Genomic DNA, 17,816 nt, shown 5'->3' on the forward strand with positions numbered 1-17,816 from the left:
TATGCCATAGTGAAGGCGTTGTCAGGCCGTTACGCGAGGCTTTGCCCATGAAACCGTTGTTCGTTGCCAGCCTGGCCACCGCCGGCCTGGCCCTCAGTCAGTCGGCGCTGGCGCTCAGCATTTCCGCCAATGCCGGTCCCGACGCCGCCGGTGTCGAGGCCAGCCAGACGATCTTCCCCACCCTGCGGGCCGGCGTCGGCTATCTCAGGTCGGACGACAGCGGTGCCGATGCCGACATCTATTCCGGCTCGCTGATGTTCACGCCCTTCGTGCCGGGGATCGACGTTTCCGTGGGCGCCCGCTACCAGTACCAGAACACGGCCTTCGGCGATGGCGGCGGCCTGGGGCTGGGCGGTTCGCTGTTCGTGCCCACGCCGATCCCGTTGACCTCGGTCGGCGGCTACGGCTTCTACACGCCGGACGGCCTCACCCACGGCGACATCGACCGCAGCTACGAGTACGGGGCCCAGGCGCGGGTCGAGCTCGTCTCGCACACCTACGCCTATGGCGGGTACCGCTACTACCGCACCGATTTCGACGACGGCGGCGACCATACTCTGGACAGCGGGCCGGTGATCGGCGTCAGTGTAGGGTTCTAGCCGCCCCGTCCTTTCCGTTCGACGAATCGGCGTCTCTTTCGGGGCGCCGATTGCGTATCATGGCGCGGTCGCCGTCACCCAGGTTTCTGTTCCGCGCATGCTCGATATTGTCTTCTACGAACCCGAGATTCCGCCCAATACCGGCAACCTGATCCGGCTGTGCGCCAATACCGGTTTTCGCCTGCACCTGATCGAGCCGCTGGGCTTCACCCTCGACGACAAGCGCCTGCGCCGGGCCGGGCTGGACTATCACGAGTGGGCCCGGGTGCAGGTTCACGTCGACTGGTCAGCCTTCCTGCGCGCGGTAGCTCCCGTGCGGGTATTCGCCGTTTCCACCCGCGGGCGTACCGGCTACCATGAGCCCGCCTATCGCGAGGGCGATGCCCTGGTGTTCGGCCCCGAGACCCGCGGCCTGCCGCAGGCGCTGCTCGATGCCCTGCCGCCGTCGCAGCGGCTGCGCATCCCCATGCTGCCCGACAGCCGCAGCCTCAACCTGTCCAACGCCGCGGCGGTACTGGTCTTTGAGGCCTGGCGCCAGCTCGATTTCGTCGGGGCCGGCCTTCCGGGGGCCGGCGAATCCGTGACGTCCGCCGAGGCTTCCCGTTCTCCCAACGCGCCCACGGCCGGCGATGCCGGCGACGAGTGATTCATGTCGATTCAACAGCGACTCGCCAAGCTCAATCCCCGCCAGCAGGAGGCGGTGCGCTACATCGATGGCCCCTGCCTGGTGCTGGCCGGCGCCGGTTCCGGCAAGACCAGCGTGATCACCACCAAGATCGCCTACCTGGTCCAGGAGTGCGGCATGAGCGCGCGCAAGATCGCCGCGGTGACCTTCACCAACAAGGCCGCCCGCGAGATGAAGGAGCGCGTCGGCCAGCTGCTCAAGGGCCGCGAGGGCCATGGCCTGACGGTGTCGACCTTCCACACCCTGGGGCTCAACATCATCCGCGGCGAGCTCAGGACGCTGGGCTACAAGCCGGGCTTCTCGCTGTTCGACCCCGAGGATGCCAAGGCGCTGCTGCGCGACCTGATGCAGAAGGATGCCCAGATCGACGCCGAGCAGATCAACCGCGTGCAGCACCAGATCTCGACCTGGAAGAACGACCTGGTGCTGCCCGGGCAGGCCATGTCCCACGCCGCCGATGACGACGAGCAGTTTGCCGCGCGGGTCTACGAGGCCTACAACCGCCACCTCAAGGCCTACAATGCGGTCGACTTCGACGACCTGATCCTGCTGCCGGTGGTGCTGCTCTCCAGCGATGCCGAGGCGCTGGCCCGCTGGCGGCGCAAGATCCACTACATGCTGGTCGACGAGTATCAGGACACCAACATCAGCCAGTACCAGCTCGTGCAGCTGCTGATGGCCGAGCGCGCCACCTTCACCGTGGTCGGCGACGACGACCAGTCGATCTACGCCTGGCGCGGGGCGCGCCCCGAGAACCTGGTGACGCTCGGCGAGGACTTCCCGCGGCTGAAGGTGATCAAGCTCGAGCAGAACTACCGCTCCACCGGGATCATCCTGCGTGCCGCCAACACGCTGATCAGTAACAACCCGCACGTCTACGAGAAGGCCCTGTGGTCGGACAAGGGGATCGGCGCGCCGATCCGCATCGTCGTCAACCGCCACGAGGAGGCCGAGGCCGAGCGGGTGGCCAGCGAGATCCTCACCCGGCGCATCAAGGAGTCGGCCACCTGGCGCGACTTCGCGGTGCTCTATCGCGGCAACTTCCAGGCCCGGCTGCTCGAGCTCAAGCTGCAGCACTACCAGGTGCCCTACAAGCTCTCCGGGGGCACCTCCTTCTTCTCGCGCAACGAGATCAAGGACGCCATGGCCTACCTGCGTCTGCTGATCAACCCGGGCGACGACAACGCCTTTCTGCGCATCGTCAACGTGCCGCGCCGCGAGATCGGCCCCGGCACCCTGGAGAAACTCGCCAACTATGCCACCGAGCGAGGCGAGTCGCTGTTCGCCGCCTGCCACGAGCTGGGCCTTTCCCAGGTGCTGCCCGAGCGGGCCGTGGAGCGCCTGGGCCGCTTCACCCGCTTCATCGACGGCGTGCGCCGGCGCATGGATCAGGGCCATGCCCTGGGCGCGCTGCGCGAGATGTTCCGCGACATGGACTACGAGGCCTGGCTGCACCAGAACGCCAGCGCGCCGACCGTTGCCGAGCGGCGCATGGCCAACGTCTGGACGCTGCTCGACCAGCTCGAGAAGTCCATGGAGCGCGAGGAGGGCGAGGAAACCGATGACGTCGAGTCGGCGATCTCGCGGCTGGTGCTGCGCGACATCCTCGAGCAGCAGGCCGAGGAGGACGACTCCGACCGGGTCCAGCTGCTCACCCTGCACGCCGCCAAGGGCCTGGAGTTTCCCCACGTCTACGTGATGGGCCTCGAGGAGGAGCTGCTGCCCCACCGTAACGCCATCGAGGCCGGCACCATCGAGGAGGAGCGCCGCCTGGCCTACGTCGGCATCACCCGCGCCCGCCAGACCCTGACCCTGACGCTGGCGCGCCAGCGCAAGGCCTACGGCGAACTGATGGACTGCACGCCGAGCCGCTTCCTCGACGAGCTGCCCGAGGCCGACCTCGACTGGGAGGGCCGCGCCGACAAGGAAGACCCCGAGAAGAAGCAGGCCCGCGGCAAGGATGCCATCGCCGGGCTGCGTTCGCTGCTGGGGTGAGCGTCAGGCCGGGGCGCGAGGGGGCTTGTCAGGCAGCCAGCTGCGCCTCGGCGAAGTCGACCAGATTCTGGTAATCGCGCCGGCGAATGATGGTCTCGACGATCTCGGCATCCAGGTTCAGATAGTCGTGGACCAGAGCATTGCGCAGGCCGATGACCTTGTTCCAGGGGATGCCGCTGTCGTCATGGCCCAGGCTCTTCAGCTTGGAGAAGGTCTGGCGGGCGTCGCTGGGTACCACGACGCCCAGCGACTTCAAGCGTTGCTTGGCAATGCCGATGCAGGCTTCGGTCAGCAGCTGCAGGTTGCGCTCCGCCGCACGATAGAGCAGGGCGTTCAGGCCATCGGGAGCCGTGGCGGCCTGATGCAGCAGCGCCAGTTCCTCTGCCAGGGTCGCCAGGTGTTCCTGCATGGCATCGATGTATTCGGTTTCCACGTGATGGGTGCTCGTTGCTTCAGGCGTCGTTTCAGGCGTAGTGCTGCTGATGATACTGGTGATCGATTTCCCACATCGAGGTGATGCGTTGTTCTTCCCGAATCAGCCTCAGCTTGTCTCTGGCGAGCAGTACCCGGCCGGTGCGGATTACCGCATGCGCCAGCGGAAGCGGTGCCAGGTTGATATCCACGATGGAGAGCTGGTCTTCCGCAAGGCCCAGTTCGTCCTGCCAGGTCTGGGCCAGCAGCTGGGGGCGGAGACGGCGCTCCAGAGCGTCTTTCTCGAAGTGGCAAAAGGCCACGGCGAGGTCGTAGTCGCTGTCGGCGCCGGCGGTCCCCTTGGCGCGTGAGCCATAGAGCCACAGTACGGCGATGTCGTCGTCCCGGGCCGCCAGTTCGGCGAGGCTCTTCAGGATATCTGTCGGATCGGCCATCGTTGCTCCTCTGGCGCCTCGGCGCCTGTCTCCGGCGACAGTCTAGCAAGCCAGTCCCTTCTCGATCCTCTTTTCGCTTTCTCCCTCCGGGCAGGTGGCGCCATCGTCTGTCGCGATCTGCCCGTTGCGCGAGGACTGCCTCACTCGTAACGAGTGTCGGAAAGGTCCGCGAAGCGGCCGGTGAAGGGCTTGGGTCGCGGGAAGGCCAGGTCGCCGTGCTTGCTGGTCTGCAGCCCCAGGCCGACCAGTGCCTCGGCCAGCTTGACCGCGGCGGTGACGCCCTCGATCACCGGCAGGCCCACGGCGTCGCTGATGCGGGCGGTGAGATCGGCCATGCCGCCACAGCCCAGCACGATGGCGCCGATGTTGTCGGCGTCGCGGGCGCGGCAGCATTCGGCGACGATCCGCTCGAAGGCGGCGTCGCCGTTCTCCTCCAGGTCGAGTACCGGGATCTCCGCGGCACGCACCCGCCGGCAGTGGCCGGTAAAGCCATAGCTGGCCAGCAGGTGCTCGGCGATGATCCCGGTGCGGCCCAGGGTAGTGACGATCGAGAAGCGCGTGCTGACCAGGCTCGCCACGTGGAAGGCGGCCTCGGCGATGCCGATCACCGGTGCCCGGGTCAGCTCGCGGGCGGCCAGCAGCCCGGGGTCGCCGAAGCAGGCGATGATGTAGGCGTCGGCGCCCTCGGCCTCGCCGCGGCGCACCTCCTCGGTGACGCCCACGGCGCTGATCGCCTCGTCGAAATGGCTTTCGATGGAGACCGGGCCACTGTCGGGGTTGACCGCAGTAATGCGGGTGCCGGGTGCGGCGATGCGCTCGGCGGCCGCGCCGATGGTGGCCGTCATGCCGGCGGTGGTGTTGGGGTTGATGACGCGCAGATCCATCAGCTCGCCTCGCAGTGGTGTCTGTCTTCCCGGGTCAAGATAAACAACTCGCCGGGAAACATGAACAATATGCCTTGATTTTTTGTATACAAAAATTGATGATCCGGTGTCATGTCGATATTATCGACGTGTCGCGATGGTGCATTGCCAGGGTGGCGCCTGCGACATTCGAGGGGGTTGCGCGATCAGTGCGGACAACCTAGCTTTTAATTGTATACATTGGTGAGCCGTGTCAGGCTGGCGAGGCTGTGCTCTCCGGCCGTGCGGCCATCGCGAACAACAAAAGGACCCCGGGAATGATGACACCACGCGACTCCGACTACCCTCGTGACCTGATCGGCTACGGCCGCACGCCGCCGCAGGCCGACTGGCCCGGCCGGGCGCGCATCGCCGTGCAGTTCGTGCTCAATTACGAGGAGGGCGGCGAGAACTGCGTGCTGCACGGGGACGAGGGGTCCGAGCAGTTTCTCTCCGAGATCATCGGCGCCGAGTCCTACCCGGATCGCCACCTGAGCATGGAGTCGATCTACGAGTACGGCGCCCGGGCCGGTGTCTGGCGCATCCTGCGCGAGTTCGAGCGCCGCGGCCTGCCGCTCACGGTGTTCGGCGTGGCGATGGCGCTCGAGCGCAATCCCGAGGTGGCGCACGCCTTCAAGGAGCTGGGCCACGAGATCGCCTGCCACGGCTGGCGCTGGATCCACTACCAGAACGTGCCGGAGCGCATCGAGCGCGAGCACATGAAGCGCGCCATCGAGATCTTCCAGTCGCTGTACGGCGAGAAGCCGCTGGGCTGGTACACCGGCCGCGACAGCCCCGCCACCCGGCGGCTGGTGCTCGACGAGGGCTCGTTCCTCTACGACAGCGACTACTACGGCGACGACCTGCCGTTCTGGACCCGCGAGGCCGACAGCCAGGGCCGGCTCCACGACCATCTGGTGGTGCCCTACACCCTCGACACCAACGACATGCGCTTCGCCGCGCCGCAGGGCTTCAACACCGCGGAGCACTTCTTCACCTACCTGCGCGACGCCTTCGACGTGCTGTATGCCGAGGGCGAGGACACGCCGAAGATGCTCTCGGTGGGCATGCACTGCCGGCTGCTCGGTCGCCCCGGCCGCTTCCGCGCCCTGCAGCGCTTCCTCGACCACATCGAGGCCCATGACCGCGTCTGGGTGACCCGTCGCGTGGATATCGCCCGCCACTGGGCCGAGCATCATCCGGCACCGGCGCGCTAAACCCGGGGCTTATTGCAGGATGCCGTATCGCGCGAGGCTGACCCGTCGGCAGGCTTTCGAGGGGGCGCTGTAAACCCTTCCCTGGGCGCTACCGATGCCATCCCTGGCATCGGACCCCCTCTACAGCCTGTCTCCGGCGCCTCTCGCTTGAGATGATCCCAACTCTTTCAGGACACACCATGCATCAACGTTCCTACTACTCGCCCAAGGGCGGGCTGCCGCCCCAGACCCAGCTGCTCTCGGACCGCGCGGTGTTCACCGAAGCCTATGCGGTGATCCCCAAGGGCGTGCTGCGCGACATCGTCGCCAGCTACCTGCCGTTCTGGGACAACACCCGGCTGTGGGTGCTGTCGCGGCCGCTGTCCGGCTTCGCCGAGACCTTCTCCCAGTACATCATGGAGGTCGGCCCCGGCGGCGGCAGCGACCGGCCGGAGCTCGACCCGGGCGCCGAAGGGGTGCTGTTCGTGGTCGAGGGCGAGCTGACCCTGACCCTGGCCGGCGAACGCCACGTCCTGACGCCGGGCGGCTACGCCTTCATCCCGCCGGGCTGCGACTGGCAGGTGCGCAACGCCGCCGATAGCGAGGTGCGCTTCCACTGGATCCGCAAGGCCTACGAGTTCGTCGAGGGGCTCGGCGTGCCCGATCCGTTCGTGGTCAACGAGGTCGACGTCGAGCCGACGCCGATGCCCGACACCGACGGCAAGTGGACGACCACGCGCTTCGTCGACCCGACCGACCTGCGCCACGACATGCACGTCAACATCGTCAACTTCCAGCCCGGCGGGGTGATCCCCTTCGACGAGACCCACGTCATGGAGCACGGCCTGTACGTGCTCGAGGGCAAGGCCGTCTACCATCTCAACCAGGACTGGGTCGAGGTCGAGGCCGGCGACTACATGTGGCTGCGCGCCTTCTGCCCCCAGTCCTGCTACGCCGGTGGCCCGGGGCCGTTCCGCTATCTGCTCTACAAGGATGTCAACCGCCACCCGAAGCTGCGTCTGGACAGCCGCTGATAGAGCGCCAGCCTGAGGGGCGCCGGGGGCAGGCGGGAAAGGAGGTCCGATGCCAGGGATGGCATCGGTAGCGTCCAGGGAAGGTTTCACAGCGCCTCCTTGATGGTCCGACACTTCGGAGCCTGCCATCGGGTCAGCCCCGGTGTGCAGGCCGGCTGGAGAATGAATTCGAGGAAGCCAACATGCTGGAACTCAAGGCCGAGCCGCTGACGCCGGAGGCGTTCGCCCCGTTCGGCGACGTCATCGACACCCGCGTCAGCGACTCCTTTGCGATCAACGCCGGGCGCACCCGGCGCTACCACGACCTGGCGCGGGTCGAGACCCTCGGCGAGGGGGCGCGGACGCTGGTCAGCATCTTCGTCAGCCAGCCGGTCGAGGTGCCGCTTACGATCGACTTCCTGGAGCGCCACCCGCTGGGCAGCCAGGCCTTCATGCCGCTGCACGAGGAACGCTTCCTGATCGTCGTCGCGCCGCCGGGCGAGACGATCGACCCCGGCGAGGTGCGCGCCTTCGTCACCGACGGCCGTCAGGGCGTCAACTATCGGGCCGGGACCTGGCATGCCATCCAGGCGGTACTCGACCGCGAGGGCGAGTTCCTGGTCGTCGACCGCGGTGGCCAGGGCCACAACTGCGACGAGCATCCGCTGGCGGCACGCATCCAGCTCGCCTGAAAAATAACGGAAATTGATTCCGTAAAATATCGGAGGCCCGGGTCGTCGTTCCCCCCGCTTCCTGTCACACCTTTCCTGCACGCCGGCCAATGCCGGCGTTTTTTTTGTTGCAGTGCACCCGTGAGTCCTGGGGCGAGGCCGTGCCGGTGGCGCCGCGGGCGAGGTTTTCGTTGTCGGAGTTTTTAATGGAAAGTATTTCCAAAAATATTGACAGCCTGTGTCGGGCGGCCTAACTTGGCAGCAACAACAACGATTCGAACCGCTCAGGAGGATCCGCCCGTGACCAGGATGACCGCAGCAGAAGCCGCCGTTCACGTGCTCAGGAAGGAAGGCGTCGACGTCGCCTTCGGCCTGCCCGGCGCCGCCATCAACCCCTTCTACGCCGCCCTGCGCAAGGTCGGCGGCGTGGACCACGTGCTCGCCCGCCACGTCGAGGGCGCCTCGCACATGGCCGAGGGCTACACCCGCGCCCGGGCCGGCAACATCGGCGTGTGCATCGGCACCTCCGGTCCGGCGGGAACCGACATGATCACCGGGCTGTACTCGGCCAGTGCCGATTCCATCCCCATCCTGTGCATCACCGGGCAGGCGCCCAGCGACAAGCTGCACAAGGAAGACTTCCAGGCGGTGGACATCAAGGCCATCGCCGGGCCGGTCACCAAGTGGGCGATCACCGTGCTCGAGCCGGCCCAGGTGCCGCGCGCCTTCCAGCAGGCCTTCCAGCTGATGCGCAGTTCACGGCCCGGCCCGGTGCTGATCGATCTGCCGATCAACGTGCAGATGGCCGAGATCGAGTTCGACCCCGACACCTACGAGCCGCTGCCGGCCTACAAGCCGACCGCCAGCCGCGCCCAGATCGAGAAGGCGCTGGCCATGCTCAACGCTGCCGAGCGCCCGCTGCTGGTGGCCGGGGGCGGCATCATCAACGCCGACGCCGCCGACAAGCTGGTCGAGTTCGCCGAGCTCACCGGGGTGCCGGTCATCCCCACCCTGATGGGCTGGGGCACGATTCCCGACGATCACCCGCTGATGGCCGGCATGGCCGGGCTGCAGACCTCGCACCGCTACGGCAACGCGACGCTGCTGGCCTCGGACTTCGTGATGGGCATCGGCAATCGCTGGGCCAACCGCCATACCGGCGACGTGGCCAGCTACACCGAGGGGCGGACCTTCGTCCACGTCGACATCGAGCCGACCCAGATCGGCCGCATCTTCGGTCCGGACTACGGCATCGTCTCCGATGCCGGGGCCGCGCTGGAGCTGTTCATCGAGGTCGCCCGCGACCTCAAGGCGGCCGGCCATCTCAAGGACCGCAGTGCCTGGGCCGAGACCTGCCGCGAGCGCAAGCGCACGCTGCTGCGCAAGACCCACTTCGACGAGGTGCCGGTCAAGCCGCAGCGCGTCTACGAGGAGATGAACCGCGCCTTCGGCAGGAACACCCGTTACGTCAGCACCATCGGCCTGTCGCAGATCGCCGGGGCGCAGTTCCTGCACGTCTACAAGCCGCGTCACTGGATCAACTGCGGCCAGGCCGGGCCGCTGGGCTGGACGATCCCCGCGGCGCTGGGGGTGTGTCGCGCCGATCCGGATGCCGAGGTCGTGGCGCTGTCGGGCGACTACGATTTCCAGTTCATGATCGAGGAGCTGGCGGTGGGGGCGCAGTTCAACCTGCCCTACATCCACGTGCTGGTGAACAACTCCTACCTGGGACTGATCCGCCAGGCGCAGCGCAACTTCGACATGGATTACTGCGTGCAGCTGTCGTTCGAGAATATCAACTGCCCGGAGATCAACGGCTACGGCGTCGACCACGTGTCGGTCGTCGAGGGGCTGGGCTGCAAGGCACTGCGCGTCACCCGCCCGGACGACATCGCCCCGGCCTTCGCGCGGGCCCGTGAGCTGATGCACGAGCATCGCGTGCCGGTGGTGGTCGAGGTGATCCTCGAGCGGGTCACCAACATCGCCATGAGCGGCAAGGGGCTGGCCGACGTCAACGAGTTCGAGGCGCTGGCCGAGACCGCCGAGGAGGCGCCGACGTCGATTGCGTCGCTGATGTGATAGAGACCTGACTCGAGGAGGGGCGCCGGGGACAGGCCTGAAGAGGGTCCGATTCCAGGGAGGGAATCGGTAGCGCCCAGGGAGGGGTTCACAGCGCCCTCGTCCAGGCCTGTCACCGGATCAGCCCCGAGACACAATGTACGATCCAAAGGAATCCGATATGCCCAGATTCGCCGCCAACCTCAGCATGCTGTTCACCGAAGAGGATTTCCTCGACCGCTTCAAGGCCGCCGCGGACGCCGGCTTCAAGGGCGTCGAGTACCTCTTCCCCTACGACTACCCGGCCGCCGACATCAGGCAGCGGCTCGACGACTTTGGGCTGACCCAGGTGCTGTTCAACCTGCCGGCCGGCGACTGGGCCGCCGGCGAGCGCGGCATCGCCTGCCACCCGGATCGGGTCGAGGAGTTCCGCGCCGGTGTCGACCGGGCGATCGACTACGCTAAGGTGCTGGGCAACACTCAGGTCAACTGCCTGGCGGGTATCCAGCCCGAGGGCGTCAGCGATGCCGAGGCCCGCCGCACCCTGGTGGAGAACCTGCGCTTCGCCGCCGACAGGCTCGCCGACGCCGGTATCCTGCTGATCGCCGAACCGATCAACACCCGCGACATCCCGGGCTTCTTCCTCAACCGCACCGAGCAGGCCCTGGCGCTGTTCGACGAGGTGGGAAGCGACAACCTCAAGCTGCAGTACGACATCTATCATATGCAGATCATGGAGGGGGACCTGGCGCCGACCATCGAGAAGCACCTCGATCGCATCGCCCACGTGCAGCTGGCCGACAACCCGGGCCGCCACGAGCCGGGCACCGGCGAGATCAACTACCCGTTCCTGTTCGCCCACCTCGACCGGTTGGGCTACGACGGCTGGATCGGTTGCGAGTACAAGCCCAAGGCAGGTACTCAGGAGGGACTAGGCTGGCTCGATACGGTGCGAGGCTAAGAAGTTTATGGCTGTCGGATGAGCTGTTCCGGCGTCAAGACGACGCGAGGGCGCTATGAACCCCTCCCTGGGCGCTACCTGCGCCATCCATGGCGCAGGACCCTCGCTCTGTCTTGCCCCCGGCGCTCATCCTTTGTGGGTCCTGAGCGACGTGCCCTGTAAGTGACAAACACTCATATCTCAACGTCAGCAAATCACAAGACAGGAGAACAATCATGAGCAAGATTGGTTTTATCGGCCTGGGCATCATGGGCCGTCCCATGGCGGGCCATCTGATCGACGCCGGCCACCAGCTGGTCACCGTCAAGCGCAACAAGCCGCTGGCCGGCGAACTGGCCGACAAGGGTATGCAGGAGCTGGCCGACCCCAAGGCGGTCGCCGAGGCCTCCGAGGTGATCATCACCATGGTGCCGGACACCCCCGACGTCGAGCAGGTGCTGTTCGGCGAGGGCGGGGTGATCGAGGGGCTCAAGCCCGGCACCCTGGTCATCGACATGAGCTCGATCGCCCCGCTGGCGACCCAGGACTTCGCCCGGCGTATACATGAGGCCGGCGGCGAGTACGTCGACGCCCCGGTCTCCGGCGGCGAGGGCGGCGCGATCAACGCTGCGCTGACGATCATGGTCGGCGCCACCCAGGAAGGCTTCACCCGCGCCGAGCCGCTGCTCGAGATCATGGGCAAGACCATCACCCATATCGGCGGCCACGGCGCCGGCCAGACCTGCAAGGTCGCCAACCAGATCGTCGTCGCGCTGACCATCGAGGCGGTCTCCGAGGGCCTGCTGTTCGCCTCGAAGGCCGGTGCCGACGTCGCCAAGGTGCGCGAGTCGCTGCTCGGCGGCCTGGCCCAGTCGAAGATCCTCGACGTCCACGGCGAGCGCATGATCCAGCGCACCTTCGACCCGGGCTTCAAGATCAAGCTGCACCAGAAGGATCTCAACCTGGCACTGGAAGGCGCACGCAGCCTCAACCTGGCGCTGCCCGGCACCGCCAACGCCCAGCAGCTGTTCCAGGCCTGCGTCGCCCACGACGGCGCCGACTGGGATCACGCCGGCATGGTCCGGGCCCTCGAGGCGCTGGCCAACCACGAGATCGAGTGACCCTCGCGCGGACCCATCGCCCGCGCTCCCTTCCCCTGGCGACCCCGCCACCGGCCTCTCGACACGCCGGCCGGCATGGCGGGGCTTTTTTTACCCCATGCGCACCCGCCGGGCCCTGGCGCCCGGCGGCCCCGGTCGACGCTTGCCGCGGCGGCCGGTAGCGACGCAATGCCCCCCGAGGAGGTCCGGCATGACGGCGTTCACTCCCTTCGCCGACGAGGCGGCGACCCGCACCTGGCTGACCCGACTGGCCGAGACGGCGATCGCCGCCGTTCATCCCGCCAGCCTGTTGCCCGAGCGGCTGCCCGAGCCGCCGCGCGGGCGTACCGTGGTGGTCGGCGCCGGCAAGGCCGCGGCGGCGATGGCCCGGGCCCTCGAGCGTGCCTGGCAGGCCCGCTCCCGGGATGCCGGCCGCGATGATCCACTGGACGGGCTGGTGGTCACCCGACACGGCCACGGCGAGGCGTGCCGGCGCATCGAGGTGCTGGAGGCCTCGCACCCCATGCCCGACGCCCTCGGCGAGCAGGCCGCCGAGCGCATGCTGGCCGCGGTGGAGCCCCTGGGCGAGGACGACCTGGTGATCGCGCTGGTCTCCGGCGGCGGCTCGGCGCTGATGACCCGGCCGGCGCCCGGGCTGACCCTGCGCCAGAAGCAGGCGCTCAACCGCGAGCTGCTGAGAAGCGGCGCGCCGATCCGCGAGATCAATACCGTGCGTCGTCACCTGTCGGCGATCAAGGGCGGGCGGCTCGCCGCGGCGGCGCATCCGGCGCGGGTGGTCAGCTACCTGATCTCCGATGTGCCCGGCGATGAACCCTCGCTGGTCGCTTCCGGCCCCACGCTGCCCGACGACTCCATGCCTGCCGACGCCCTGGCGATCCTCGAGCGGCGCGGCATCGCCGTGCCCGACAGCGTGCGCCGGCATCTGGTCAGCGACCAGAGCGCCCCGCGCCGCGACGACCCCGCCTTCGCCCGCGACGAAGTCGTGGTGCTGGCACGGGCCGCCGACGCCCTGGCCGCCGCCCGCGAACGCGCCGCGCGCAGCGGCCTGGACGTGCGCGTGCTGGGCGACGACCTCGAGGGCGAGGCCCGCGACCTGGGACGCGCCCAGGCGATGCTGGCGATCAAGGCTCAGGGCGAGTGCCGCCGCCCGATGCTGATCCTCTCCGGCGGCGAGACCAGCGTCACCGTGCGTGGCGAGGGGCGCGGCGGGCGCAACGTCGAGTACCTGCTGGGGGTGTTCGACACCCTCAAGGGCGCCGCGGGCATCCACGCCCTGGCCGTCGACACCGACGGCATCGACGGTTCCGAGGACAATGCCGGGGCGGTGATCGGCCCCGACCACTGGCAGCGCGCCCGCGAGGCACGGCTGTCGGCCGCCGACCATCTGGCGCGCAACGACGCCTACAGTTTCTTCGCCGCACTCGACGCGCTGCTCGTCACCGGGCCGACGCGTACCAACGTCAACGACTTCCGCGCCATCCTGGTGATGCCGCGCCGTGACGAGGAAGGTGTGAGGGAGGATGTGATGGAGGGTGCCTTGTGATGAGTGTCAGCGAAAGCCGCCGCCACGCGCCCCTGCGTCGCACCAAGATCGTCGCCACCCTGGGCCCCGCCAGCGACCGCGCGTGCGTGCTCGACGCGATGATCACCGCGGGTGTCGACGTGGTACGCCTCAACTTCTCCCACGGCAGCCCCGAGGACCACCGCCGCCGCCTGGCCGCGGTGCGCGAGGCCGCCGAGCGTCACGGCCGCACCGTCGCCGCGCTCGGCGACCTGCAGGGGCCCAAGATCCGCATCGCGCGCTTCGCCGAGGGCGCGGTGACCCTCGAGAACGGCCAGCCGTTCGTCCTCGACGTCTCGCTCGACCGCGATGCCGGCGACGCCAGCCGCGTCGGCTGCGACTACCGGCAGCTCGCCGAGGATGTCGCCCCGGGCGACGTGCTGCTGCTCGACGACGGTCGCCTCGAGCTCGAGGTGGAGCGCGTCGAGCCGCCGCGGGTGCACACCCGCGTGCGGGTCGGCGGCAAGCTCTCCAACAACAAGGGTATCAACAAGCAGGGCGGCGGGCTCTCCGCCGCGGCGCTCACCGACAAGGACCGCGAGGACCTGAAGACCGCCATCGACATCGGCGTCGACTATCTGGCGGTGTCCTTCCCGCGCTCGGCGGCCGACATGGCGCTCGCCCGCGAACTGCTCGGCGAGGCCGGCGCCGAGATCGGCCTGGTGGCCAAGATCGAGCGCGCCGAGGCGGTCGCCGACGCCGAGACGCTGGACGGCATCATCCGCGCCAGCGAGGCGGTGATGGTGGCCCGCGGCGATCTCGGCGTGGAGATCGGCGACGCCCAGCTGATCGGCGTGCAGAAGCGCCTGATCCAGCGCGCCCGCACGCTCAACCGCGCGGTGATCACCGCCACCCAGATGATGGAGTCGATGATCGAGTCGCCGCTGCCCACCCGCGCCGAGGTGTTCGACGTCGCCAACGCCGTGCTCGACGGCACCGACGCGGTGATGCTCTCCGCCGAGACCGCCGCCGGCGACTACCCGGTGGAGACCATCGAGGCGATGGACCGGCTGTGCCTGGGCGCCGAGCGCGAGCGCAGCGCCCAGGAGTCCAGGCACCGCATCCACGAGGGCTTCTCGCGGATCGACGAGACGGTGGCGCTGTCCGCCATGTACGCCGCCAACCACCTTTCGGGCGTGGCGGCGATCGCCTGCATGACCGCCACCGGCTACACGCCGCTGATCGCCTCGCGGATCCGCTCGGGGCTGCCGATCGTGGGGCTCGCCCACAGTCCCATCGCCCAGCGGCGCATGGCGCTTTACCGCGGGGTGGTCTCGCTGCCCTTCGACACCACCGACATCCCCGCCGAGGACCTCGACGCCCGGGCGCTCAGGCTGCTGCGCGAGCGCGGCATCGCCACGAGCGGCGATCACGTGATCCTCACCCGCGGCGATCACATGAACGCCCATGGCGGGACCAACACGGTCAAGGTGCGGGTCATGATGCCGTGAGGGCGGCGGTCCGGCGGCCGGCGCCCCGGGTGTTGCGAAGCGGGCGGGTGTCCGCCTAGAATGTACCGATCAGTACATTTTCAGGCAGCGACTGCCAGGGAGTCAGAGAACCCATGACCACCTCGACCTATTCGCAACTGTTCAGCCCGGTGCGCCTCAAGGGGCGTGAGCTGGCCAACCGCGCCGTCCTGGCGCCCATGACGCGGGTCAGCGGTACCGCCGAAGGGCACGCCACGGCGGCGATGCGTGACTACTACCGCGATTTCGCCGCCGGCGGCTTCGCCACGCTGATCACCGAGGGCATCTACACCGACGAGGCGTACAGCCAGGGGTATCGGAACCAGCCCGGCCTGGCCAACGACGCCCAGCGCGACAGCTGGCGGCCGGTAGTGGAAGCGGTGCACGAGCAGGGCGGGATGTTCATCGCCCAGCTGATGCATGGCGGCGCCCAGACCCAGGGCAACCGTTTCCGTGACGATACCGCCGGGCCCTCCGCGGTGGCGCCGAAGGGCGAGCAGCTCGGCTTCTATGGCGGCCAGGGGCCGTACCGCGTGCCGCGGGAGATGAGCGAAGCGGACATCGAGGCGGTCATCGCCGGCTTCGTCGATGCGGCCCGGCGCGCTCGCGAGGCCGGCTTCGACGGGGTCGAGCTGCACGCCGCCAATGGCTATCTGCTCGACCAGTTCCTCTCCACTGGCTTCAACCGGCGCCGCGATCGCTGGGGTGGCAGCGTCGAAGGACGCCTGGCCCTGCCCCGTGCTGTCATCCGGGCGGTGCGCGACGCGGTTGGCGAGGATTTCCTGGTCGGCATCCGTCTTTCCCAGGTGAAGGTGACCGATCCGGACTATCGCTGGGCCGGTCTGGACGAGGCCGATGCCCTGCTGCGGGGCGTGGCCGAGGAGGCTCTGGACTACGTGCACCTGTCCGACATCGACGCACGGGCACCCGCCTTCGAGGGCACCGAGCAGAGCCTGGCGGCCCTGGCGCGGGAGCGTGTCGGCGTGCCGGTCATCGCCAACGGCAATCTGGGCGATCCGGCGCTGGCGGAAGCGGTACTGACCGCCGGCGAGGCGGACCTGGTGGCGGTCGGCAAGCTGGCGCTGGCCAACCGGGACTGGCCACGGCGCGTGCGCGAGGGTTTGCCGCTGACGGCGATGGATTTTGCTATGCTGGCCCCGCACGCCAATCTGGCCACCGAAGCGCAATGGCGAGAACGCAATGGAGTCTCCGCAAACCACACCGACACCCGGGAAACCGCCGCTCCGGCGTAAGGGCGAACAGACCCGGCGCCGCATCGTCGACGCCGCCGCCGAGCTGTTCCACGCGCGCGGCGTCGACGGCACCGGCCTGGACGCCATCCTGCGTCGGGCCGGCGCCGGCAAGAGCCAGTTCTATCAGCACTTTCGCAACAAGGATGCGCTGGTCGAGGCGGTGCTGGGCGACTTCGAGGCACGCCTCGAGGCGTCCATGACGCCGCTGCGCGAGGAGGTTGCCACCCTGGCGGCCTTGGAGCGCTGGCTGCTCGGCTTCATCGAGGAGCTGGAGGCGTTGCACTGCCGGCGCGGCTGCCCCGCGGGGACCATCGTGGCCGGCCTTCACGAGAGCGAGGATGGCTATCGCGAGGCCGTGAAGACCTGTTTCGGCGGGGTCGAGGCGGCGCTGACGCCGGTCATCGCCGACCTGCAGGCGCGAGGCGAGATCGCCGCCACGGCGCCGCCCGCGTCGCTGGCGGCCTTCGTCATGGCCCTGCAGCAGGGCGCGGCGACCCTGACCAAGGCGCAGGGCGATACCGCGCCCGCGCGCGAGGCAATTCGTCAGGCCGTGGCGCTGTTGCGGGGTGGCGCCTCGGCCTGAGTCTGCGTTCAGGAGCCGGCGGCGCCGGCTCCCTCCTGACCTTCTCCGGCCTTTCCGGCCGCCCTACAGCCCCAGCTTGCCGCGCAGGGTCGAGAGGTCCTCGGCGAGCACGGTCACCGGGCCGACCAGGGCGCGGCGATCCGCGTCGCTGACCTTCTCGTAGCTGACGAAACCCGCCTCGGGGTCGTCCGCCGCCAGCCGGTAGTGGGCGAGCGTCGCCTCGACGGCGGCGAAGTTGTCCTCGACGCGTTCGACGAACGCCGGGTCCTCCTCGGCGATCAGCGGCTTGAACAGCGCGAAGATCTTCTGCGAGCCGTCCACATTACCCTGGAAGTCCCACAGGTCGGTGTGGCTGTAGCGATCCTCCTCGCCGCTGACCTTGGTCGCGGCCACTTCCTCCATCAGCGCCGCGGCGCCGCCGACCACCCTGGCCGGCGGGAAGGTCAGGCCCTGCACGCGGGATTCCAGGTCGTCGACGTCGCTCATCAGGCGCCTGGCATAGGGGGCCAGCCCGTCGGTGGTCCGCTGCTTGAACAGGCCGTACTCGAGGCGGTGGAAGCCAGTGAAGTCGGGGTCGTCGACGCCCTTCTCGTAGTCGTCCTCGCGGGCGTCGATGCTGGCGTCGAGGTCGGCGAACAGCTCGGCGACCGGCTCGATGCGCTCGTAGTAGACGCGGGTCGGTGCGTACAGCGACTGGGCGCGCTCGAGGTCGCCGGCCTTGATGGCCCGGGTGAAGTCACGGGTGTGGCTGACGAAGGCGTCGAGGTTGTCGAGCACGTAGAGCTTGTAGTCGGCGACCGGCTCGACCAGCGCCTCGGGGTCGACATCGGCCCGGGCGGGGGCCTGCAGGGCCATGAGGCCGAAGGCGGCAGCGGCAATCAGCAGCGAACGGGGTGACATGCAA

At 68.5% G+C, this 17,816-nt stretch carries 17 protein-coding genes; 13 read left to right on the forward strand and 4 right to left on the reverse strand.

What is annotated here, in order from left to right; translation table 11 throughout:
- Positions 1-47: 47 nt before the first annotated feature.
- The 3 genes from KGQ91_RS04755 (at position 48) to rep (ending at position 3,279) form a co-directional block, all read left to right on the forward strand.
- Positions 48-599 (forward strand): YfaZ family outer membrane protein, encoded by a 552-nt coding sequence (locus KGQ91_RS04755; protein WP_163647943.1) that lies wholly within the window; start codon positions 48-50, stop codon positions 597-599.
- 97 nt (positions 600-696) lie between these two features.
- Positions 697-1,245: a tRNA (uridine(34)/cytosine(34)/5-carboxymethylaminomethyluridine(34)-2'-O)-methyltransferase TrmL gene (gene trmL, locus KGQ91_RS04760; RefSeq protein WP_224420394.1), complete on the forward strand. Its 549-nt coding sequence runs from the start codon at positions 697-699 to the stop codon at positions 1,243-1,245.
- 3 nt (positions 1,246-1,248) lie between these two features.
- A complete protein-coding gene (gene rep, locus KGQ91_RS04765) occupies positions 1,249-3,279 on the forward strand; it encodes a DNA helicase Rep (RefSeq protein WP_224420395.1) in 2,031 nt (676 codons plus the stop codon).
- A 28-nt stretch (positions 3,280-3,307) separates the two neighbouring features.
- Here the strand turns inward: rep and hepT are convergent, their stop codons facing one another.
- The 3 genes from hepT to KGQ91_RS04780 all read right to left on the reverse strand — a co-directional run bounded on the left by hepT (position 3,308) and on the right by KGQ91_RS04780 (position 5,029).
- Positions 3,308-3,712 (reverse strand): type VII toxin-antitoxin system HepT family RNase toxin, encoded by a 405-nt coding sequence (hepT, locus tag KGQ91_RS04770; protein ID WP_224420396.1) that lies wholly within the window; start codon positions 3,710-3,712, stop codon positions 3,308-3,310.
- A gap of 31 nt (positions 3,713-3,743) precedes the next feature.
- Positions 3,744-4,145: a type VII toxin-antitoxin system MntA family adenylyltransferase antitoxin gene (gene mntA / locus KGQ91_RS04775; RefSeq protein WP_224420397.1), complete on the reverse strand. Its 402-nt coding sequence runs from the start codon at positions 4,143-4,145 to the stop codon at positions 3,744-3,746.
- A gap of 140 nt (positions 4,146-4,285) precedes the next feature.
- Positions 4,286-5,029 (reverse strand): aspartate/glutamate racemase family protein, encoded by a 744-nt coding sequence (locus tag KGQ91_RS04780; RefSeq protein ID WP_224420398.1) that lies wholly within the window; start codon positions 5,027-5,029, stop codon positions 4,286-4,288.
- 296 nt (positions 5,030-5,325) lie between these two features.
- Between KGQ91_RS04780 and puuE the strand changes: the two genes are divergently transcribed.
- From puuE to KGQ91_RS04830, 10 genes are all read left to right on the forward strand, one after another.
- Positions 5,326-6,264, forward strand: coding sequence for an allantoinase PuuE (gene puuE, locus KGQ91_RS04785; RefSeq protein ID WP_224420399.1), 939 nt, complete (start codon positions 5,326-5,328; stop codon positions 6,262-6,264).
- A gap of 179 nt (positions 6,265-6,443) precedes the next feature.
- Positions 6,444-7,277, forward strand: a complete 834-nt coding sequence (locus KGQ91_RS04790; RefSeq protein ID WP_224420400.1) for a bifunctional allantoicase/(S)-ureidoglycine aminohydrolase — start codon at positions 6,444-6,446, stop codon at positions 7,275-7,277.
- A 182-nt stretch (positions 7,278-7,459) separates the two neighbouring features.
- Positions 7,460-7,948, forward strand: coding sequence for an ureidoglycolate lyase (locus KGQ91_RS04795; protein WP_224420401.1), 489 nt, complete (start codon positions 7,460-7,462; stop codon positions 7,946-7,948).
- 279 nt (positions 7,949-8,227) lie between these two features.
- Positions 8,228-10,006 carry a glyoxylate carboligase gene (gene gcl, locus KGQ91_RS04800; RefSeq protein ID WP_224420402.1) on the forward strand — a complete coding sequence of 593 codons (1,779 nt, stop codon included), beginning with the start codon at positions 8,228-8,230 and terminating at the stop codon, positions 10,004-10,006.
- Between the two features lie 160 nt (positions 10,007-10,166).
- On the forward strand, positions 10,167-10,946 hold the full coding sequence (gene hyi / locus KGQ91_RS04805) for a hydroxypyruvate isomerase (protein WP_163647934.1): 780 nt from the start codon (positions 10,167-10,169) through the stop codon (positions 10,944-10,946).
- A gap of 215 nt (positions 10,947-11,161) precedes the next feature.
- Entirely contained in the window at positions 11,162-12,046 is an 885-nt protein-coding gene (locus KGQ91_RS04810) for a 2-hydroxy-3-oxopropionate reductase (RefSeq protein WP_224420403.1), read from the forward strand.
- Positions 12,047-12,236: 190 nt separating this feature from the next.
- Positions 12,237-13,589 carry a glycerate kinase type-2 family protein gene (locus KGQ91_RS04815; protein WP_224420404.1) on the forward strand — a complete coding sequence of 451 codons (1,353 nt, stop codon included), beginning with the start codon at positions 12,237-12,239 and terminating at the stop codon, positions 13,587-13,589.
- Positions 13,589-15,058 carry a pyruvate kinase gene (gene pyk, locus KGQ91_RS04820; RefSeq protein ID WP_224420405.1) on the forward strand — a complete coding sequence of 490 codons (1,470 nt, stop codon included), beginning with the start codon at positions 13,589-13,591 and terminating at the stop codon, positions 15,056-15,058. The genes KGQ91_RS04815 and pyk overlap by 1 nt, the downstream gene beginning before the upstream one ends.
- A 113-nt stretch (positions 15,059-15,171) precedes the next feature.
- On the forward strand, positions 15,172-16,329 hold the full coding sequence (locus KGQ91_RS04825) for an oxidoreductase (RefSeq protein ID WP_224420406.1): 1,158 nt from the start codon (positions 15,172-15,174) through the stop codon (positions 16,327-16,329).
- Positions 16,277-16,912 (forward strand): TetR/AcrR family transcriptional regulator, encoded by a 636-nt coding sequence (locus KGQ91_RS04830; protein ID WP_224420407.1) that lies wholly within the window; start codon positions 16,277-16,279, stop codon positions 16,910-16,912. Before KGQ91_RS04825 ends, KGQ91_RS04830 begins: the two co-directional genes overlap by 53 nt.
- Before the next feature lie 63 nt (positions 16,913-16,975).
- Here the strand turns inward: KGQ91_RS04830 and efeO are convergent, their stop codons facing one another.
- Positions 16,976-17,812 (reverse strand): iron uptake system protein EfeO, encoded by an 837-nt coding sequence (gene efeO / locus KGQ91_RS04835; protein ID WP_318010248.1) that lies wholly within the window; start codon positions 17,810-17,812, stop codon positions 16,976-16,978.
- Positions 17,813-17,816 lie beyond the last annotated feature (4 nt).

Source organism: Modicisalibacter tunisiensis, from assembly GCF_020148005.1.
Lineage (GTDB): Bacteria > Pseudomonadota > Gammaproteobacteria > Pseudomonadales > Halomonadaceae > Modicisalibacter > Modicisalibacter tunisiensis.